The sequence below is a fragment of the Sphingobacterium thalpophilum genome, assembly GCF_038396785.1.
GTDB classification, from domain to species: Bacteria; Bacteroidota; Bacteroidia; order Sphingobacteriales; family Sphingobacteriaceae; genus Sphingobacterium; species Sphingobacterium thalpophilum_A.
On the sequence record NZ_CP151087.1, the window covers coordinates 2,143,052 to 2,162,301 of the forward strand.

The window sequence follows — 19,250 nt, forward strand, 5'->3', positions numbered from 1 at the left end:
GTAGGTTATATTAATTGGTCTTCTCTTGCGGTTGATTGGTTCCCAGACTATAAATCAACGGAACATTGTTTCCTTTTTTTGAGATACGGATATACCCCTGCATCTCTTGGTGTAACGCGCTACAAAAATCCGTACAGTAGAACGGGAATACACCTACTCTATCTGGAACCCATTTCAATGTCTGTGTCTCTCCCGGCATAATGAGCAATTCTCCATTCTTTGCGCCTTTGACAGCAAAGCCATGCGGCATATCCCAGTCCTGCTCAATATTGGTCACATGGAAATAGACTTCATCGCCTAGTTGTACACCCTCGATATTGTCCGGAGTGAAGTGTGAACGGATGGATGTCAGGTATACATGTACCTGGTTACCTTTACGTTCAACGCGTGCATCTTTGTCTCCTTTGGCAACAAATGGGCTGGTATTTTCTTCAATTTTAAAAATCTTCACACTTTTGTCTTTCACTTTCTCCGCTTTGATAGCTTGCGCATAATGTGGTTCACCAATGGTCGGAAAGTCTAACAACAATTGCATTTTGTCTCCCGAGATATCAAACAATTGGGCACTCTGAGCCAACTCCGGTCCTGTAGGGAGAAAGCGGTCTTTCGTAATCTTATTATAGGCGATGACATATTTGCCTTCTGGATTTTTGGTATCTCCACCAGGTATCATTAAATGGCCTGTTGAGTAAAATGTTGGTGTACGGTCGAGCACCTTTAAATCCTTAATATTCCATTTCACCAATTCGGAAGACACAAAGAATGACGTGATTGCATTTCCTCTGCCATCAAATTCTGTATGCAGTGGGCCCAAGCCAGGTTTTTGGACTTCGCCGTACAGCGCAGATTCGTATTTGATAATTGGGATACCACCGAATTTTCCTTCGAATTGTTTTTCCTGGATTGCTTTCTGCATCTTAGCGAACGAGAATACAGGTATGACCGCAGCCAGTTTACCCGACCCTACAATATATTCGCCTGTAGGATCAACGTCGACACCGTGCGGAGATTTTGGGCAAGGGATATAGTAGCATAGCCCCTCCAGCTCCTCTGCCTTCAATACGATCGTTTCTGTATTAAAAGATGTTTTTGCGGTATGTGATTTCTCGTCGTAAGTGTTATGGGCATACTTCAACCCGGTAACCTTTTTCCCTTTTCCGGCTTTCAAATACTCTTCGGCTTTTTTCCAGTTGACGGCCAATATAAAGTCTTTGTCATTTTTGGATGCATTGACCTCCAGCAATGTATTTGCCTGTTCGGTATTGTAGGTGGAGAAGAAGAACCAACCATGAGAAGTCCCTTTACCGGCTCGGCTCAGGTCATAGTTTACACCGGGTGTCTCAATCTGAAAAGCCAATTCCATGTTGCCATTATCCTTATTGACGCTGACAAAGCTCAATGTTCCGCGAAAATTCTTTTTAAAGGTATTGATAGGTACATCGCCCGACTCACCGTCCAGCGGAACCGAAAATCGCGTTCCTGCAACAACATATTCGGTATTTTCAGTAATGTACGGCGAAGAGTGGTTTCCACCGCTGTTGGGGAGTTCGAGTACTTCAGCCGTACGAAAAGTTGTCAGATCCACCCGGGCAATACGGGGGGTATTGTTGGCATTGACAAATACCCAGCGGCCGTCGTAGTTTCCATCGGTTTTCGAAAGCTGCACGTGGTGTAAATCATCCCAAGGTACATTGCCATGGGACGTTTCGAGCATCGGTTTAGTTTCTTCACTAAAACCCCAGCCCTTTTCGGGATCTAGTGAAAAAACGGGTATTACACGCAATAATCTGCCGGATGGAAGTCCATAAACGGAGAGCTGCCCACTAAATCCCCCGGATACGAAATTGTAGAATTCATCGTATTTCCCTGGGGCAACATATACCTTCTCAGCGGCATCACCACTCACGGCGGCTCCCGCTCCTTTGGGTTTACAGGCATGGAAAGTCGATAACACCGCGCTCGCCATTAGGCTCGTCAATATGTATTTTGTTAAAGTCATTCTATTCTTATTTTAAGGTTAATACCTATGCAGCTTTGTTGATTCTTATTCAGCTTTTATTATTTTACACCATCATTTTGTCGCATAAACTCCAATACCTTTCGGGCTTCCTCGTCCGTTAGATTTTGGTTAGGCATCCGGACCATGCATAGTTCAAGTTGCGCCTGTAATTCCGGATCCTTATCGATCATCGGATCAGGATTAGTGATAAAATTCATGATCCACTGTGGTTTTCTCCGTTGTGTCACACCTTTCCATCCTGGCCCGACTAGTTTCTCGTCGGTTAGCTTGTGGCAGGAAGCACATTTCAGGTCAACAATCAATTTTCCGGCTGCGGCCATTCGTGCATCCAAATGGTCAGCGATTTCCACTTTGTCAAATTTTCCCTCACCGCGGTGAGGATCATATCCACTGGCGTCATTTGCCGAAGCCCCAGATTCATTAACACTGTTGGCAACGGTCTTTTTCTCGCCATTGTTTGAGGAACAGGAATAGATAAATAATCCCATCAAACAACATACAATTAGCTTTCTCATCTTATTTTGGTTTTGTGTTCAAACTTGATTGTGTTTTACTTAATCCAAAGGTATTATCGAAGCGTGTAGCCATTTTATGAGGCAAATCATAAAATGATTCCGGTGAGAACAAACCATCAATCAAAAACAATAAAACACTATATATAAGCACATTAACACCATATTGATTTTCATCACTCATTCCCGTGATCAACATCAAGATCTTTTTTGTGACACTACTATATCTTTACGCTGTGTAGTAAAAACTAACTTATATCGAACGATGATTCCAACCGCAATACTTCTCGAAAAGGGAGCGAGCAGCCTACATGCCGATATTGGTGAAATACTTTTTCATGAGGATAGCATGGCCACATTTTATTATCAGTTGTTAAGCGGGCGAGTTCGTCTTTCTAATTTCTTATCAGACGGTAGGGAGGTCCTCCACAATGTTATCTGTGCCAATGAGGGCTTTGGAGAAGTAGCGATATTGGACAATGGCGTTTATACAGTGACGGCAATTACCGACAGTTCATGTACATTACTGAAGATCAGTTCGAAAAAATTCATCGAAATCATATATGAATATGGCAACCTACATCGTTTGGTATCACAAAAGATGGCGCGCGAACTACACTTTAAACTCTTTATGATCAAATTAATTTACAATCGTTCACCGGAGGAGATCCTCTCCAATCTGATCCAAAAGTTAAATGAAAGCAAGAGACTCGTTTGTCAGGAATGCAACCGACTTATGCTTACGCGCCAACAATTGGCTAATATGACCGGGTTAAGAGTAGAAACAATCATCCGGACAATGAAGCAAATGGACAAGGAAGATAAATTGAACATTATCCGCGGAAAAGTTTTTGTTCCGCCCGATGGTATTGATTGAAGCTTGAAACAACGATGTTTCAGCTATCGGAAAGAAATCAACGTATGAATAAAATCAGTAGCTATTTAAGTATCAGGAAATGGATCGTCATCACCCTATTCAATTTACTTATTGTAGGTATTTTCGGGTTGATTATGCGCTTAAAATTTTTATTTCCCATTCCTTGGATCGACCAGAAAAACCTCATGCATGCGCATTCGCATTTTGCTTTTTCCGCCTGGGTATCCCAAGCTCTTATGATTTTTCTCATAATGACCGTTCTGGGAATAAAAACCAATCAGATTTTGTGCAGGAAATATCAGCATATCCTATGGGCTAATTGGACGGTTTCGATAGGCATGCTTATTTCCTTTTCAGCTGCTGGCTATAACCTATGTTCGATTATATTATCCTTTTTATCGATACTTGTCTCTTATTGGTTCTGCTTTCAATTAGTGCGGGATCTTAAATCATCGACGCTTCCTCCGGCCATTTCGATCTTAATTAAGTCGGCACTATTTTTCAATATATTTAGTTCACTAGGGACCTATTTTCTGGCATATCTCAAAGTGAGCCACCAACTGGATCCATTAAAACAGCTTGCATCAGTCTATTTTTATCTTCATTTTCAGTATAATGGCTGGTTTTTCTTTGGCTGTATTGCTCTGTTTGCCAGTTGGCTGTATAAACGTACTGGTAAAATACCAATAAGTCCGCGTTTTTCGCTCGTGTATGTCATGACTGTTATACCAACCTATTTCTTATCTGTTCTATGGTGGAAGGGTTTACCCCTGTGGCTATATATTATTATAGTCATTACAGTCGGATTGCAATTTGTCCTGTGGGGAACATTAGCACAACGAGTCGTCCGACTGGTCCGAAGCAATATTTCACTCCGCTTAAGCCCCGATACATCTAAAATTTGGTTATGTGTCCTGTTTGCCATTTTTCTCAAACTGATATTGCAAGGCATATCGGTCATACCTGCTCTGAGCCAACAAGCTTATGGATTTCGACCAATTGTTATTGCTTATCTTCACCTCGTCCTTTTGGTGGTAATATCACTCTTTTTAATTGGGTATGCTTTTCAGATTTGTATGTTAAAAATCGAAAAAGGCATTCACTATGGCGTTTATGGCTTACTTGTTGGAATCTTTTTGAATGAATTTGTGTTAATGTTGCAGGGGCTCGGTGGATTTATACATTATTCTATCAGGGGAACACATCATGTGCTGACGGTCGCTGCAGCTATTATTGTTGTCAGCCTCTACAGGATAACGCAAACCCAATTACGCAAATGATGCTATTAGCATAAGCCATGAGAGATGATCGATCATGAAATAGCTAGAAAATAAGCCACATCTCTCGACATGGCTCTACAACATTTATATATTTATTTGAGATGGCTCTTATTTATACGAATTGATCGATTTAGATACTTTCCAGTCATTATCTTCACGTACAAGAGTCACTAGGTCTGTTTTGGTAAAGTTTTCAAACGTCAACGTCACTTTGGCTACCATATAATCCGCCGACTCCTCAAGGATTTCGGTGCTTACCGTACAGTTTAGCTTTTCACCTTTTTGTTTTTTCAAGGATTTAACCACTTCGCTACGGCTGTTAGACTGCGCATTGGTAGCTTGGATCTTTTGATTAAAATCAGATGCAAATAACTGCTCTACTCCTGCTGATTCTCCCTCTGTAGTTACCGCAACATACTGCTCTAAAGCGAAGTCTGCTGTAGAAAGGTTAATGTTAGCTTTTGCTGCTTTTGCTCCTGGTCCTTCAGCTGCCATAGCGAATGTAGATACTGCGATTAGGGCTGCTGCTGCGAATGTTTTTACTAGCGTTTTCATAATGTCTTTTTTATAGTGTTAGTTCTGTTGTATTCGTACACCGATGTAGCTCAGGCTCTTTCGGAATTATCAGGCAAATCGGTTTCTTACACCAATGCCGACCCAACAGAGTTTACCGAAAAACTAAAGCAGTTTAACGTTCCCGAATTTGCCATTTTACTAACCGCCGGTTTTGCCGAAGATCAGAAAAACCACCAGTTTGAAGAGGTAACAAACGATCTGGAAAACCTTTTGGGAAGAAAACCTTTGGCATTGAAAGAAGCATTAAAAGAAATCTATAAGTTGTAACAGCCCATACGACTTCATTAATGGTAAAATCTTACACCACCACACTCAGCATTTGCCGAGTGTGGTGGTGTATTTTAGACTGTTTTTTTATTTTGTTAGTTTTGCATATATAATTCATCTGACGGATTGATTAAGAATATCCAATATTTCTTCCCAGGTCAAATGCACATAAAAACGATGCAAGATTTTGAGTACATAAAAATTGTTCCTGACGAACGGCTCTCCGGTTTTGTGGAGAGTTTCCTGCTATGTGCCAATCATACCGATGAAGATAAAGAAGTCATTATTTTTCCCGATGGAAGAGTGGACATTATGTTTAGTTGTACAGATCAGGAACCATTGGTAGCCGAATTATTTAATCTGGATAAAAAAGCAAGCCGGTATATTTTCAAAACGCAAACAAAGCTTTTTATGGTATGTCTTATCCTGCTCGGTGCCGAATACCGGCTCGGATACAAAGGGACAGATTTTGGAAAAGATGAGATTCGGCTTCCGGCAGATCTTTGGGATATTTCTAAAGAAGACCTTACAAGCTTAGATAGCTTTGCAGAAAAGGTTTCGGAAAAACTTTTGGAAATATTCCCGAAAAAGATGGATGAAAGAAAGCAACAGCTTTTTGAGCTTATCTATTCGTCAGGTAGTAAGGCGTTATCAAGTACCCTCCTTACAGCAAGAAAAACTCAAATGGCTAAAATCGCTTTTGGAACGAATTTCTTAATGACACAACCAAAGAACACTCCGTAAAAAATCAATTTAATTTTGACGATGGACATTACAAACCTTCCCGAAGATCTATGGGAACATAACGAAACTCATACTTCGGATTTGCAAATTTTCAATTACGAAGTGTATAAGAACGGTTCTAGAAACAAGATTGGCCTGGATAAAAATGTATTCAGTTTCTTATTGGATGGTCAAAAAAACATTCACTTTTCTAATGATATCATTTCAATCAATGAAACACAATCGCTACTTATCACATCTAATAATGTTTTGGTTACCGAACTGGTAGGTGTAAGTTCATACCGTTGTTTACTCTTCTTCTTTTCTCACAAAAACATCACCGATTTTTTATTGAAACATTCCCATTCTTTCAGTCAGAATGCCTCAGATAAAAAGATAACGGATATACCTTATTTCCTTTTAGAGAAAGACAATTTTATCATCCATTATATTCATTCGCTCCAACAAATTTTTGGTTTGCAACAATCTATCTCTCAAAAGATTTTGGAACTGAAATTTGAAGAAATAATGCTTTATCTGGCGGATAAATATGGGACGGTATTTTTAGATTACTTACATTATTTACTAATCAATGAAAGAGAATTATCATTTAAAATGGTAATTGAAAAGAACCTTTATACGAACTTGAATATTGACGAAATAGCCTTTCTGTGCAATATGAGTGCCTCTACTTTTAAGAGAAAATTTATAAGTATATACCAGGAATCTCCAGGGAAATGGTTTCGGCAAAAACGGCTTAACAAGGCCAAAGAATTGTTACATAATAATCAAGTCACACCTTCCGAAATTTTTATGGACTTTGGCTATGGCAGCTTGTCAAATTTTAGTGCAGCCTTTAAAAATGAATTTGGGTATAGCCCCAACCACATCCACTCAAATTGACCTCTTTTCATAACTTATTGAACCAAACCAATAAACGAAGCAGCGCTGGTTTTTCTAATTTGGTCTGATGAAAGAATTGTTTAACTAAAAAATAAAAAAAATGAAAAAATTAGGATTGTTAGTTCGGTTGGAAGCAAAGGCCGGCCAAGAAAAAAACGTTGAAGATTTTATTACAGGGGCATTACCGCTTGCTCTTGAAGAAGCCGGTACCGTTACGTGGTATGCATTCCGTATTGATGCTTCTACCTTCGGTATTTACGATACTTTTTCAAACGAAGAAGGTAGAGAGGCACACCTTGGCGGTAAGATCGCAAAAGCATTAATGGAAAATGCACCAGACCTATTGGCAACACCTCCGTCTATTGAAAAATTGGACATTTTAGCTGCCAAATAGCCTAAGATAATACCATTATATTTAAGGGAGGATTTTGCAAAAACTCAGCAAAATCCTCCCTTAATTGTTCAGAAAAAATCTTCTCTTCCTCATTTTTTTAGATATCTAAAAAATCAACCCAAAAAAGCTTACGTCACGCTGCTGGTGTGACAACAGGATCAACCGTTTATATTGCTGGTGCTGGACCTGTGGGACGCTGCGCCGCAGAATCAGCAAAGCTTCTTGGAGCTTCCTGCGTTATTGTAGGAGATATGAACAAGGAGCGGTTGGAACTTGTCAAACAGGCGGGAATGGAAACTGTTGATCTTACCCTTGATGCCAGTGTAGCAGAACAGATCGAACAGATTCTCGGAGTACCAGAAGTGGATGCCGGTGTGGATGCCGTAGGTTATGAGGCACATGGACATGGTGATGAAGACTACAAAATAGAAAATCCCAACGCAGTTATCAATGATCTTTTCGATGTTGTTCGCGTAAGCGGAGGTATAGGGATTCCAGGTATCTATACTCCTTCTGACCCAGGAGGGCGTGATGAGAATGCTAAGCACGGTAAACTGACTGTCGACTGGGGAAAAGGTTGGCTTAAGTCATTTCATATTCAAACGGGAATGGCTCCAATTGGACGTTACAATTATCAAATTATGCAGGCCATTCTAAGGGGCCGTATCTCCATGAAAACGATCATGAACCCGCAGGTTATCAGCCTTGACGAAGCACCACAAGCCTATAAAGACTTTTCGGATGGTTCAAGCAAAAAGTTTATTATCGATCCACATGGCATGATAAAAAACCGTTCGTAAACTCACGTAGAGCGAAAATAAAAAGTAAAGGTGGGACATCGAATAAATGTCCCACCTTTTTTAAATTTCTCAGCTTAACCAATTACATACCTATTTAACGCGCACTTTGCGTTAATCAGTGTCTATATTGGCCCGGAGAAAGCCCCTCAAGCCTTTTAAAAATTTTAATGAAATGATTCACATTATTAAACCTGATGCGTAACAGGCTTCAGTCACAGTAACGGAACTGTCAGCCATTATTTTTTTTGCATGGTCTATGCGCGTACGCAGAACACATTCCAAAGGAGTTATTCAAACAGCATTCTCTTGCCAATTTTTCAACAGTTATTTTTTCCGTAAGGTGCTTATGCACGTAATTGATCGCCGGTTGAATTCTATTGTCATACATTGGTTGATTGCTGTTCACTGACAAACGGTTCTGGGTCTGAAGAAGCCTTAATAGAAGTACTTTAAGAGAGAGGTCCGCAATTGCCTCTTTTGCAAAACCTTCCTCCATAATAAGGTTAACAAGTTTATTGAGACTTGTTACAAGCTCCATGCTATTTTCGAATGCTGATGCGAAAAATCAAGTTTCCATTCAAAAGGTGCCTGACGATTTGAATATCTCTCATTTAGATAGTCAAGATTTTTGTGAACAGTATCCCAGTCCAATGTAAGAGTGATACATTGAACGGGACGATTTTCATCTGCGTCTGGAAAACCTACATTCATGGTTAGTCCGTCAGGAAGGATCACACTTTGACCGGGCAGAAAGTCAAATGCCTCCTGCCCATCCTCGGACATCACTTTTTCTCCTCTCATCATACTTGAAACTACCAATCCACCACTATATGAAAGTATTACATTGTCACTTTTATGAAATGTTTCAAATATGTTGAGCTCACAGTTCGGAAGATTAAAAGTCCTCCGGTGCTCCAGTCTGGAATCCAATTTAGAACTGTCGCTTAAATTTACGTGATTTATCCGATAAGATTTCATACTTAAGTCTTTATATATTTACTATTGACCAAATAAAATTTACTTAATCCCAATTTTCGCAGCCGCCAGATTTGATAGCAGGATGCCATACATTTCGGATCTGCACCTGTTAAATCCCTTTCTGGAAATAATACAGTAAGCCAGGAGGGATAAATTGACCAGAACGGCAAAGGAATTTCACAGCCACTTTGGCCAATTCCGATAATTTTGAGTGGGATAAATTGACCAGAACGGCAAAGGAATTCGATAGGATGATCTGCCAATCCTCTTTCATGATTCCATACCAGACCCAGAGGGAAAGACCTGAAAGTAAAACAATAAGTATTAAGATTGAAATGTCATCCGCATTTCTGGTTCTTATTACCTTTATCAATTGGGGCATCATTGCAAATGAAGTTAAGACACCTGCAATGAGTCCAATTAAGTCTGTATTCATACGACATATTTATTTTGTTAATAGCGGACATCGCGTCCTTTAATTTTCATTTTTTAAACATAGGCAGCCAAATATTTAGCTGTTTTGCTTTGCTTATTCTTAGCTACTTCCGCGGGAGCTCCTTCAGCAATTATCTTTCCGCCATCTTTACCCGCACCGGGTCCCAGATCTATCACCCAGTCACTGGAGGCCACAACATGCATATCATGTTCAACCGTAATCACGGTATTTCCGGCATCAACCAAAAAATTCAGCTGACCTATCAACTTTTCCACATCAGACGGATGCAGTCCTGTCGTCGGTTCGTCCAAAACGTATAAAGTTTTCCCTTTTTGCGTACGCTGCAGTTCCGATGCCAATTTTATACGCTGTGCTTCTCCCCCAGATAATTCTGTGGCTGGCTGTCCAAGACGTATATAACCCAAACCGACCTGTCTGAGGACTTCAAGACTTTGCCTTAAAGACCTGTCGCTGCTGAAAAAATCCCAGGCCTGATCCACAGTCATGTCCAAAACTTCGGCAATATTTTTATCGTCATACTTTACTTCCAGTGTTTTGTCATTATATCGGGTTCCCTTACAGGTCGGACATGGTGTATAAACATTGGGAAGGAATAACAGTTCTACCATAACAAACCCTTCTCCTTTGCAGTGTGCACATCGTCCCTTGGCTACATTAAAAGAAAAACGTCCCACATCATATTTCCTTTTTTTAGCTAGCTCAGTTTCAGCAAATAATTGCCTTACCCTGTCAAACAGCCCCGTATAGGTTGCCAGATTTGAACGTGGTGTTCTGCCGATTGGCTTTTGGTCAACTCTTACCAGCCGCTTGATGTGTTCCATGCCGTTTGTGATAACACCTGAAGTATGAATATTGGTTTCCTGTGATAGTTCAGGCTGTTCATCGCTGCTTTCCTCCATATCCTGTCCCAAATAATCCGATATCAAGTCTACCAGCGCCTGACTTACCAGACTGCTTTTACCTGACCCTGAAGTACCTGTAATACTGGTGAGAACGCCCAAGGGAATTGACACATCCAGGTTTTGGATATTATTTCTGGTGATATTACTGGCTCGCAGCCAGTGCTCAGCTGTCCTGACAACCTCTTTGGTAACAGGAACCGGATCAATATAATGACGGGTTACCGACCGTTCTACAGATTGTAGTCCTTCCAGAGGACCGCTATATAATATTTCCCCGCCATTGGCTCCCGCCTGTGGCCCAACATCCACAACCCAGTCACAATGTCGGATAATATCAACCTCATGCTCTACGATAAACATTGAATTACCCGCATCTTTCAATTTTATCAAAACAGCCAACAAGGCTTCTGTATCTGCAGGATGAAGACCCGCTGACGGTTCATCCAGAACGTAAATTACGCCAAACAGATTAGAATGTACCTGTGTCGCCAGCCTTAACCGCTGTAATTCGCCGGGAGAAATACTTGGCGTGCTCCGCTCCAGCGAAAGATAGCCCAGACCGAGATCAATCATGATTTTTAGCCGTGCAACAAGATCTACCGCAATATTTTGGGCAACGATAGCTTTCTCTGGATGTTTATCTTTATCATTAGATAAAAATCTACCCTCCGCATATGGAGTAAAAATGGCCATCAGCTGAGATAATGACTGATTGGAAAGATCAGCGATGTCGAATCCCTCAAATTTTACAGCCAAAGATTCCTTTTTTAATCTCTTTCCGTGACATTCCGAACATTCCGTATTCAGCATATACTGTGATACCCGCCTCTTCATCATCGGACTGTTGGTATTTGCAAATGTTTGCAGAACATAGCGTTTGGCACCGGTAAAAGTTCCCATATAGCTTGGCGGCAATTTCATTTTCACTGCGCGCTGTACCTCCGCTGCAGACAGCCCCGAATATACGGGTACTGTAGGTGTTTCATCGGTAAACAGGATCCAGTCCCGGTCTTTTTTCGGCAGATCCTTCCACGGCTTATCGACATCAAATCCTAAAGTCATCAAAATTTCCCGGAGATTTTGCCCTTGCCAAGCCGATGGCCAGGCAGCTACTGCCCGTTCACGTATTGTCAGGGAATCATCCGGTACCATCGATTTTTCTGTGACATCGTAGATGCGTCCGATACCATGGCATACAGGACATGCTCCTTCGGGCGTATTGGGAGAAAATCCTTCTGCATAGATGATAGACTGTTTGGGCGGATAATCCCCTGCCCGGGAATATAACATCCTCAATAAATTGGAAATAGTCGTTACACTTCCCACTGTAGAGCGGACGGTAGTACCTCCCCTGCTCTGTTGCAGGGCAACAGCCGGAGGCAGTCCATGAATGGCACTGACCTCAGGAACATTCATTTGATTAAATAAACGTCTTGCATAGGGTGACACTGACTCCAGATATCTTCGCTGTGCTTCCGCATAGATCGTACCAAATGCAAGAGAAGATTTACCCGAACCCGATATCCCCGTAAATACGACAAGCTTATTTCTGGGAATATCGACATCAACATCTTTGAGATTGTGTTCCTTGGCTCCCCTGACACGTACAAAACCTTCGGAATTCTGTTCGCTTGGACTTTGATCTGAAAGGTCTCTCTTTTTAGAGCCTTCTGTATTTTTACCAAAAATTTTCATAAAACAATGCTTTAAGGTTACATAAGATAAAATCCCTGCGGCTCAATTGGATCTGGGATTTCCTTCTCATTGAATAGTTGACGGATATTGATCTCTATCCTTCGTGAAAGTGCGGTCATAGGCGTATCCGTAGGGCTGTTGCTGAAAGGACCCTGAAGCCTATGCGCTAGCATTTCCAAGAAAAAAAACATCATCGAAACCGAAATAAGAATGACAACCTGCAGCACAATGTTTAAGTGGAACGAGGATGACAGACTTAGAAAAACCGCAAACAAATAGATGGCGGCATGCAATATCTGACCAAATGTCGGTGAAAAAACGGTATTTTTAATCCGCTCTGCTCTTCCCATCGATACTACCAGATCATTTAATATTTTTTCAATCTGAAGCAGAGCAAATTCATTCAGCAGGTTTTCATCATAAAGATTTTTCAAGCATCCATTCTGTAATTGACTGATCGCAAAGGGGACATTTGAATGTTCTCGGAGCTTTTTCATTTCCTCTCCGCTGAGCAAATCTTCTAGAACAGGCCAAATATCCTGCCGCCTCAATGCTCTTTCTAAGGCTCTACACCAGCCAATCTGATAATGGGAAATTTTAGCCACATCTACGTTTTCAGTTTTCACATAAAGCTGGAGCTGCAGGATCAGAGAACGGCTGTCATTTACGATTGCTCCCCAGATGGTATGGGCTTCCCACCACCGGTTATAGAACTGGTTGATTTTATACGATAACAGAATCGAGATCGCAATACCCAATGTTGTCGCTATGTGAATGGAAATATCCGGCGCATAATATGGTAATAGACCAAAAGTAACCCCCAGAAGGGCAACTGTAAACAATTGTACCTTAATTCCATTTAATAGAAATTTAAATGGAACTCTGCGGTTTATTATCATGGGACTTTCTATTTAACATTATTATTACTATACAATTCAAAACACTTGCGTCCAAAACGTTTAAAAAGTGGCGGTGTTTGGATATAGCAAAGTTGCTATATTTAAATCGTAAAATTATAACACACCGCCATGATAAATTTAAATGTTTTTAGTCAGATTTTATCTCTTATCGACCGCGAATTATTCAAAGATTTGGTTTCAAAGCACAAAAGTGACAAACATCAGGAAGGGATCAACAGCTGGACGCATCTAGTCAGTATGCTTTTCTGTCATTTTCCCTCGGCAGATTCGGTTCGTGATATTAGTAACGGTCTACGCAGTACCACTGGTAACCTGAACCACTTAGGTGTAGTAAGAGCTCCAAGTAAGTCTAATATATCCTATATCAACACACACCGTACCCATGAACTTTTCAAAGATCTTTACTATTCTGTTTTGGATAGGCTTTGGCAAAAGGACACCCATTTTCGCAAAGATCTTGGTCAGCTAAAGCGTAAAGTATATCTGATGGATGCAAGCATCATCCCCTTATGTCTATCTGTATTTGACTGGGCAAAGTTTCGCAGCACCAAAGGTGCCGTAAAGCTGCACACTGTCTTGGATTATGATGGCTGCCTACCTGTTTTTATGCAGATTACCGATGGAAAAGTACATGAGAGCCAGCGTGCCGGTAGTTACAGTTTTTCCAAGGGAAGCGTGGTGGTAGTGGACCGTGGCTACGTGGATTACAGCTGGCTTGGGGATTTGGACAGCAGGGGCTGTTATTTCGTTACCAGGAGTAAAACCAACATGAATTACAAGGTTATCAAATCATATCAGAGTGGAGCACTCCTTGAAAGGGGAATCATTAAAGATGAGATCATTGAGCTTTCCGGTGCTGCCTGCAATAAATACAATTCTAAACCGCTACGCCTGGTCCACTTTTGGGACAGCACCACTGGTAATGAGTACCACTTTTTGACCAATAATACGAAGTGGAAGGCTTCTTTGCTTGCAAACATCTACAAACAACGCTGGCATATCGAAGTCTTCTTCAAGCATCTAAAGCAGCGCTTAAAAGTATCGACATTCATAGGGACTTCTGAAAATGCAGTGATGATCCAGATCTGGACTTCACTCATTGGCATATTACTGTTAAAATACTTACAAAAAAAGGCCAAATATGACTGGAACCTGTCCAATCTGGTCGCATTCATCAGAATGAATATCTTCGTGAAAATAAACATCTGGCAATGGATAGATGATCCCTTTATCAGGCCGCCTATAAAAGGAAAAAAGGGACAGCTAAAGATCTTCGCAGATTGAAAAATAGGGGTCAATATCGAAATGATGAAAAAAGCTATGCTTGTACCACAGAAATCGAATCCTAAAATTTATTTAGGACACATGTGAATTCAAAATAAGAATTTCCGATTCCAATTTAATAAATATAGTTCCAAAATACCAAACGGAGGAAAGTGATCCACCCTAAATTAAAGGGTAAACCACTTTCTTCATCAAACTGGTCTAATTCTGATAGATATTACCTTCAAAAGAAGCATTGTAAAGATCTTTTAGGTCCTGTAAAGTAGGTTTACGCGGATTGAAACCTGTACATGGATCTTCTAAAGCATTTTTGCTGATGAAATCCAGATTTTTCTCCCAGTCTTCACGGGAAATACCGAATGCTTTAAGTGAACCTATGTTGTTGACGGACGCTCTAAGTTTCTCAATTTCCTGAGCCAGCTCCTCTGCTGATGTCCTGCCAACAATTTTGGCCAGATCAGGGTATCTGTTTGTTGCTGTCTGATTGTAACGGATCACATTTGGAAGGAATATCGCGTTGGCTGCACCATGGGGAATACCATAAAGGGCACCAACTTGATGCGATAATGAGTGTACAATACCCAACCATGCATTATTAAAAGCTAAACCTCCCATAAATGAAGCATCGTGCATGTTTTGACGAGCCTTGATATTGCCCGGATTATTCACCGCTTCTTCCAGATTCTGAAAAACAATTTCCAGACCTCCTTTTGCCAGTACATCTGCATAGTTGTCTTCAATATTCGACACATAGGCTTCCACACAATGTGTCAAAGCATCCAGCCCCGTATTTGATGTGATGTGAGCCGGCATTGAAGCACATATTTCTCCATCTACAATTGCAATATCCGGAGTTAGCTCGTAAGAAACGATCGGATACTTCACCCCTTTTTCTCTATCAGTGATAACCGCCAGACCTGTTGTTTCTGTTCCGGTACCACTTGTAGAAGGGATCGCTACAAATTTAGCCCTCTGGCGTAATGTCGGAACAGTGAAAGGTTTTGTCATTGCCTCAAAATCGGCATCGGGATATTCATAGAAGACCCACATCATTTTTGCCGCATCGATTGCAGAACAGCCCCCAAGACCAACAATCCAGTCCGGTTCAAAATCACGCATCACTGCAGCTCCCTTAAGACTTGTTTCCGAAGACGGATCTTCTTCAACACCGTCAAAAACAGCAGTTTCAAGTCCTGCTTCGTTTAAATAGGAAAGTGCTCTATCTAAGGTCCCACTTCTTTTCATTGATTGTCCACCAGTTACAATGATCGCTTTCTTTCCTGAAAGGTTCTTTAATTCTGATAAACTTCCAGCTCCGTGAAATACTTCGCTGGCAACAAATAACTTGCTCATATTTTATTTTAAAGTTTTCAGGAAAACGCCGTATCGGTTGAATACTAAGCTTTTATAGAGATATTCAAAGAAGTCAGGTAACGATTTGGTAACGGTGCTTATTGCTTTGTTTTTCAACGTGTTTCCGTTAGCTCATAGCAAATATACAAAATTTTAGAAACTACGTCTTAAATCCAATACTCGGTCTATCATTAGTGTTATTACTTTCTCCTTCCATTTTTGCTTTAATTACTAAGTAGCTGTTTAACTCCTGCAAAGAGATTGATGGTTTATTGTTTCGGATTGTCTCCAAAACAACGGTTTTTGTAATCCGTGTATTTTCTTTCAATGCTTTTCGTGATGCTTCATCGCATAGAAATTTGATATCACTTGAGACATAGTTTTCGGTTGCTTTGGCTAATTCTTCGTAATTCAAACCAATTTCTGTCGGACGCTTTTTTAAGTACAATTCAAACATCAATTTACGGGCTTCAAAATCAGGTGGTGGCAAGTAAATATGTTTATCCAATCTCCCTGAACGCAAAATTGCTGGGTCAATAGCATTTGGTCTATTAGTAGCACCAACAATAAAAATTCCGTCTTCTCCGCAATTATTCATCTGTGCTAAAAATTCATTGACTGCACTTGTGTTCATATGACTGATGTTGGATGTGTCCCGACTAGGTACAAGTGCATCCAATTCGTCTATAAAAATTATACTCGGTGCGTTCTGCCTTGCTTCATCAAATAAATTCTTGATGTTTTCCTGTGAAGCATTGACGAATTTACTTTGAATGTCTGACGGTTTTATCTGGTAAAAATTAAATCCAATTTCTTCTGACATTTTCTCAGCAAAAAAAGTTTTACCACAACCAGGCGGACCATACAATAACATTCCGTTAGGAATAGTTAAACCATATTCTGCATATCGTTCTTTATCGTTCAAGGCGTCTATTACGTCTAATTGTATAGTGTCTTTCAATTCTTGCATTCCTGCAATTGCTGAAAATCCTTTGCCTTTTTTCTTTTCTTTGGGCTGAATTTTTGCGGTTTTTTCTTCTGGAATTGAAAATTCGACTTCTAATTCTCCGTTTAATGTTTGAATAAATTCTTTTACAGACTTGAAACGGTTCCCTGCTTTTGATTGCAATGCTTTTCGGATTATGCTCTGCGTTTCTTCGTCTATTTTATCCGAAAATTTTAAAGGTTTTTTGCGCTCGTCTAAAATAACTTCCTCTAATTGTATTTTGTCAGATTTGTATTTGGATATTTCTACAAAGTAAGGCGGTAAACCTGTCAATAAATGGAAATATAAAGCACCGACCGAATAAATATCGCTTTGAGCAGAAAATACTTTATTAAACGTTTCAGTAGCTGTGTAAAACAAATTCAAACCATCTTTCAAAAAATCTTTGTTAGATTGTTGCAGAAAACGAGCATAACCAAAATCTATGATTTTAGGAATGGCGATCTTACCTGATAAATCCAGCATTATATTCTGGTTGGTAATATCGTTATGAATGATTTGTTTGTTGTGCAGATAATTCAAACCATTTAAAACACTCAAAATGATACTTTTTGCGTCATACGGATTGAGTGTATTTTCACGTTTCATTCTGTCGGCTAAAGTTTCTCCACTTACAAAATCCAAAACCACATAAGCATATTTATGGCTGTCAATAATAGCATTTCCGCTATTATTGTACTTTACCAAATTGGGATGCTTCATTTGTTTTAGCATTTCGATTTCCAAAATCTCCCCACTTTCCGTAAACTGTGTACGATGCAATTTTGCGAAGTCAAAAAGTTTTAGAAATTTGGTTGCTTTCGCTTCATTTTGTGCACGATAGGTTTCGGCATAACTTCCTTTTTTCAGAAAGAAGCTAACTGAATATTTATTGTCAATAGTTTGACCTTTTGCCAATATGGAATTCTTGTTACTCATAAGCCTCTAATTCTGTGAATATTTTTCTTAATTCTTCTTGCTTCAGTTCTGTTTGTAATAAATCGTAATAATGCTGAAATTGTTCGCTGTTTAATTTGTTTTCTAAAGTCAAATTAAAAAGGAAAGACCGTTGCAAAAGTGTTTGGTTTTTATTTTATTGATATTCAAGTTTTTAATTTGTTTCTTGTTGATTTTCGTTATATTTAAGGTATGGAAAAGACAGAAAAAGTTAGCTTTGTTGATTACATGGTTCAAAGACGGAAAATCAAGCAGGAATTCTTCGATCAGATCAATACATTGGTAAATTGGCGTCCGATTTCAAATATTATCAACAAGCATTACCACAAAGGGGAAAGCAAAATGGGACGCCCTAGTTATTCTGGTCTTGTCCTCTTCAAAATGACACTTCTACAGACCTGGTATGGTCTGAGTGACTACGAAGTAGAAGACCGTATAAACGACAGTATCTCCTTTAGTCGCTTTGTTGGCATCAGTTTGGACGATTCGGTTCCCGATCACAGTGTTATTAGCCGTTTTCGCAGCTCGCTGACAGAAAAGGGTGTTTATGAGAATCTATTCAAGGAGCTGAACAAGCAGTTGAATAAACATAAAATATTGGTAAAACGTGGAGCTATCGTTGATGCCAGTATTGTTGATTCTCCGCTAAAACCAAAAGGCAAAGTTATTTACGAGATCGAAAGTGACCGTAGTGAACATCCTCGCGAAGATTCTGAGCTGGATAAAGAGAATAGTGAACAGTTATTGATCCAACAAGAGAGCCCGGGTGTTGACCATGAAGCTCGTTGGATAAAGAAGGCTGGGAAAACACGTTATGGCTATAAAAAGCATTATGTCACCGATACAGAAGGCCTGGTTCTGGGCGTGGTAACCACTCCAGCAAATGTAAATGAAATTGCCAATCTTCAACAGGTAATATCTTCGGCTGACCTTCCAAAGGGCATCCATATCTATGCTGACAAGGGATATCGTTCCTCTAAAAATGAGGAATTGATCAAATCAGGAAAGCTAAAAAGCAGGATCTTGCATAAGGCAAAGAAAGGAACAGCGTTAACCGAAAGAGAGAAGTTAAGAAACAAACTGATCGGCAAGATCAGGTTCAAAGTTGAACGGACCTTCGGGAGCATCCGGCGATGGTTCAACTCAAGCTGTGCAAGGTATAAGGGGATCGCCAAAATGCATACACAAAATCTAATGGAAGCCATGGCGTACAATCTTTACAGATCACCTGGGATACTTGTGTCCAATGCAATAAAAAACACAAATTAAGCAGTTGAAAAGGCCTCAAAAAGAGGATTTTTCAAGAAAACGCAACTAGATTTCCGAATCCAAATCGGAAAAAACTGCAAAAAAAAGCAAAAATAACC

19 protein-coding genes are annotated in these 19,250 nt (G+C 40.1%); 9 read left to right on the forward strand and 10 right to left on the reverse strand.

Annotation, left to right across the window (positions count from 1 at the left end):
* Positions 1-10: 10 nt before the first annotated feature.
* Positions 11-1,999 (reverse strand): Sec-dependent nitrous-oxide reductase, encoded by a 1,989-nt coding sequence (nosZ, locus tag AACH28_RS09610; protein WP_088160563.1) that lies wholly within the window; start codon positions 1,997-1,999, stop codon positions 11-13.
* A 59-nt stretch (positions 2,000-2,058) separates the two neighbouring features.
* Positions 2,059-2,535 (reverse strand): cytochrome c, encoded by a 477-nt coding sequence (locus AACH28_RS09615; RefSeq protein ID WP_341832799.1) that lies wholly within the window; start codon positions 2,533-2,535, stop codon positions 2,059-2,061.
* A gap of 262 nt (positions 2,536-2,797) precedes the next feature.
* Between AACH28_RS09615 and AACH28_RS09620 the strand changes: the two genes are divergently transcribed.
* Positions 2,798-3,409 (forward strand): Crp/Fnr family transcriptional regulator, encoded by a 612-nt coding sequence (locus AACH28_RS09620; protein WP_341832800.1) that lies wholly within the window; start codon positions 2,798-2,800, stop codon positions 3,407-3,409.
* Positions 3,410-3,453: 44 nt separating this feature from the next.
* A complete protein-coding gene (locus AACH28_RS09625) occupies positions 3,454-4,689 on the forward strand; it encodes a hypothetical protein (RefSeq protein ID WP_146752976.1) in 1,236 nt (411 codons plus the stop codon).
* A 108-nt stretch (positions 4,690-4,797) separates the two neighbouring features.
* On the opposite strand, the gene AACH28_RS09630 is transcribed toward AACH28_RS09625, so the two are convergent.
* Complete coding sequence (locus tag AACH28_RS09630; RefSeq protein WP_341832801.1) at positions 4,798-5,244, reverse strand: nuclear transport factor 2 family protein; 447 nt, start codon at positions 5,242-5,244, stop codon at positions 4,798-4,800.
* Between the two features lie 15 nt (positions 5,245-5,259).
* Between AACH28_RS09630 and AACH28_RS09635 the strand changes: the two genes are divergently transcribed.
* From AACH28_RS09635 to AACH28_RS09655, 5 genes are all read left to right on the forward strand, one after another.
* A complete protein-coding gene (locus tag AACH28_RS09635; RefSeq protein WP_147282062.1) occupies positions 5,260-5,532 on the forward strand; it encodes a hypothetical protein in 273 nt (90 codons plus the stop codon).
* 177 nt (positions 5,533-5,709) lie between these two features.
* Positions 5,710-6,276, forward strand: coding sequence for a hypothetical protein (locus AACH28_RS09640; RefSeq protein WP_341832802.1), 567 nt, complete (start codon positions 5,710-5,712; stop codon positions 6,274-6,276).
* A 21-nt stretch (positions 6,277-6,297) separates the two neighbouring features.
* Positions 6,298-7,158 (forward strand): AraC family transcriptional regulator, encoded by an 861-nt coding sequence (locus AACH28_RS09645; RefSeq protein ID WP_070561051.1) that lies wholly within the window; start codon positions 6,298-6,300, stop codon positions 7,156-7,158.
* A gap of 100 nt (positions 7,159-7,258) precedes the next feature.
* The gene (locus tag AACH28_RS09650) at positions 7,259-7,552 is read left to right on the forward strand and encodes a putative quinol monooxygenase (protein ID WP_047096321.1); all 294 of its coding nucleotides are present in this window, start codon (positions 7,259-7,261) and stop codon (positions 7,550-7,552) included.
* 146 nt (positions 7,553-7,698) lie between these two features.
* The gene (locus AACH28_RS09655) at positions 7,699-8,352 is read left to right on the forward strand and encodes a zinc-binding dehydrogenase (RefSeq protein ID WP_341832803.1); all 654 of its coding nucleotides are present in this window, start codon (positions 7,699-7,701) and stop codon (positions 8,350-8,352) included.
* Positions 8,353-8,467: 115 nt separating this feature from the next.
* Here AACH28_RS09655 and AACH28_RS25520 read toward each other — a convergent pair whose 3' ends face one another.
* The 5 genes from AACH28_RS25520 to AACH28_RS09675 all read right to left on the reverse strand — a co-directional run bounded on the left by AACH28_RS25520 (position 8,468) and on the right by AACH28_RS09675 (position 13,283).
* A complete protein-coding gene (locus AACH28_RS25520) occupies positions 8,468-8,557 on the reverse strand; it encodes an AraC family transcriptional regulator (protein ID WP_353889169.1) in 90 nt (29 codons plus the stop codon).
* 320 nt (positions 8,558-8,877) lie between these two features.
* Positions 8,878-9,330: an AraC family transcriptional regulator N-terminal domain-containing protein gene (locus AACH28_RS09660; RefSeq protein WP_341832804.1), complete on the reverse strand. Its 453-nt coding sequence runs from the start codon at positions 9,328-9,330 to the stop codon at positions 8,878-8,880.
* A gap of 109 nt (positions 9,331-9,439) precedes the next feature.
* Entirely contained in the window at positions 9,440-9,766 is a 327-nt protein-coding gene (locus AACH28_RS09665) for a SemiSWEET transporter (protein WP_341832805.1), read from the reverse strand.
* 53 nt (positions 9,767-9,819) lie between these two features.
* Positions 9,820-12,384 carry an excinuclease ABC subunit UvrA gene (gene uvrA, locus AACH28_RS09670; protein ID WP_341832806.1) on the reverse strand — a complete coding sequence of 855 codons (2,565 nt, stop codon included), beginning with the start codon at positions 12,382-12,384 and terminating at the stop codon, positions 9,820-9,822.
* A gap of 17 nt (positions 12,385-12,401) precedes the next feature.
* Positions 12,402-13,283: a bestrophin family ion channel gene (locus AACH28_RS09675; RefSeq protein WP_341832807.1), complete on the reverse strand. Its 882-nt coding sequence runs from the start codon at positions 13,281-13,283 to the stop codon at positions 12,402-12,404.
* 129 nt (positions 13,284-13,412) lie between these two features.
* Between AACH28_RS09675 and AACH28_RS09680 the strand changes: the two genes are divergently transcribed.
* Positions 13,413-14,588 (forward strand): IS4 family transposase, encoded by a 1,176-nt coding sequence (locus tag AACH28_RS09680; RefSeq protein WP_341832808.1) that lies wholly within the window; start codon positions 13,413-13,415, stop codon positions 14,586-14,588.
* Positions 14,589-14,789: 201 nt separating this feature from the next.
* Here the strand turns inward: AACH28_RS09680 and AACH28_RS09685 are convergent, their stop codons facing one another.
* Entirely contained in the window at positions 14,790-15,941 is a 1,152-nt protein-coding gene (locus tag AACH28_RS09685; RefSeq protein WP_341832809.1) for an iron-containing alcohol dehydrogenase, read from the reverse strand.
* 160 nt (positions 15,942-16,101) lie between these two features.
* A complete protein-coding gene (locus AACH28_RS09690; RefSeq protein WP_341832810.1) occupies positions 16,102-17,865 on the reverse strand; it encodes a protein kinase domain-containing protein in 1,764 nt (587 codons plus the stop codon).
* Between the two features lie 264 nt (positions 17,866-18,129).
* On the opposite strand from AACH28_RS09690, the gene AACH28_RS09695 reads away from it, so the two are divergent.
* Complete coding sequence (locus AACH28_RS09695; protein ID WP_112374319.1) at positions 18,130-19,152, forward strand: IS5 family transposase; 1,023 nt, start codon at positions 18,130-18,132, stop codon at positions 19,150-19,152.
* The last annotated feature ends 98 nt before the right edge of the window (positions 19,153-19,250 follow it).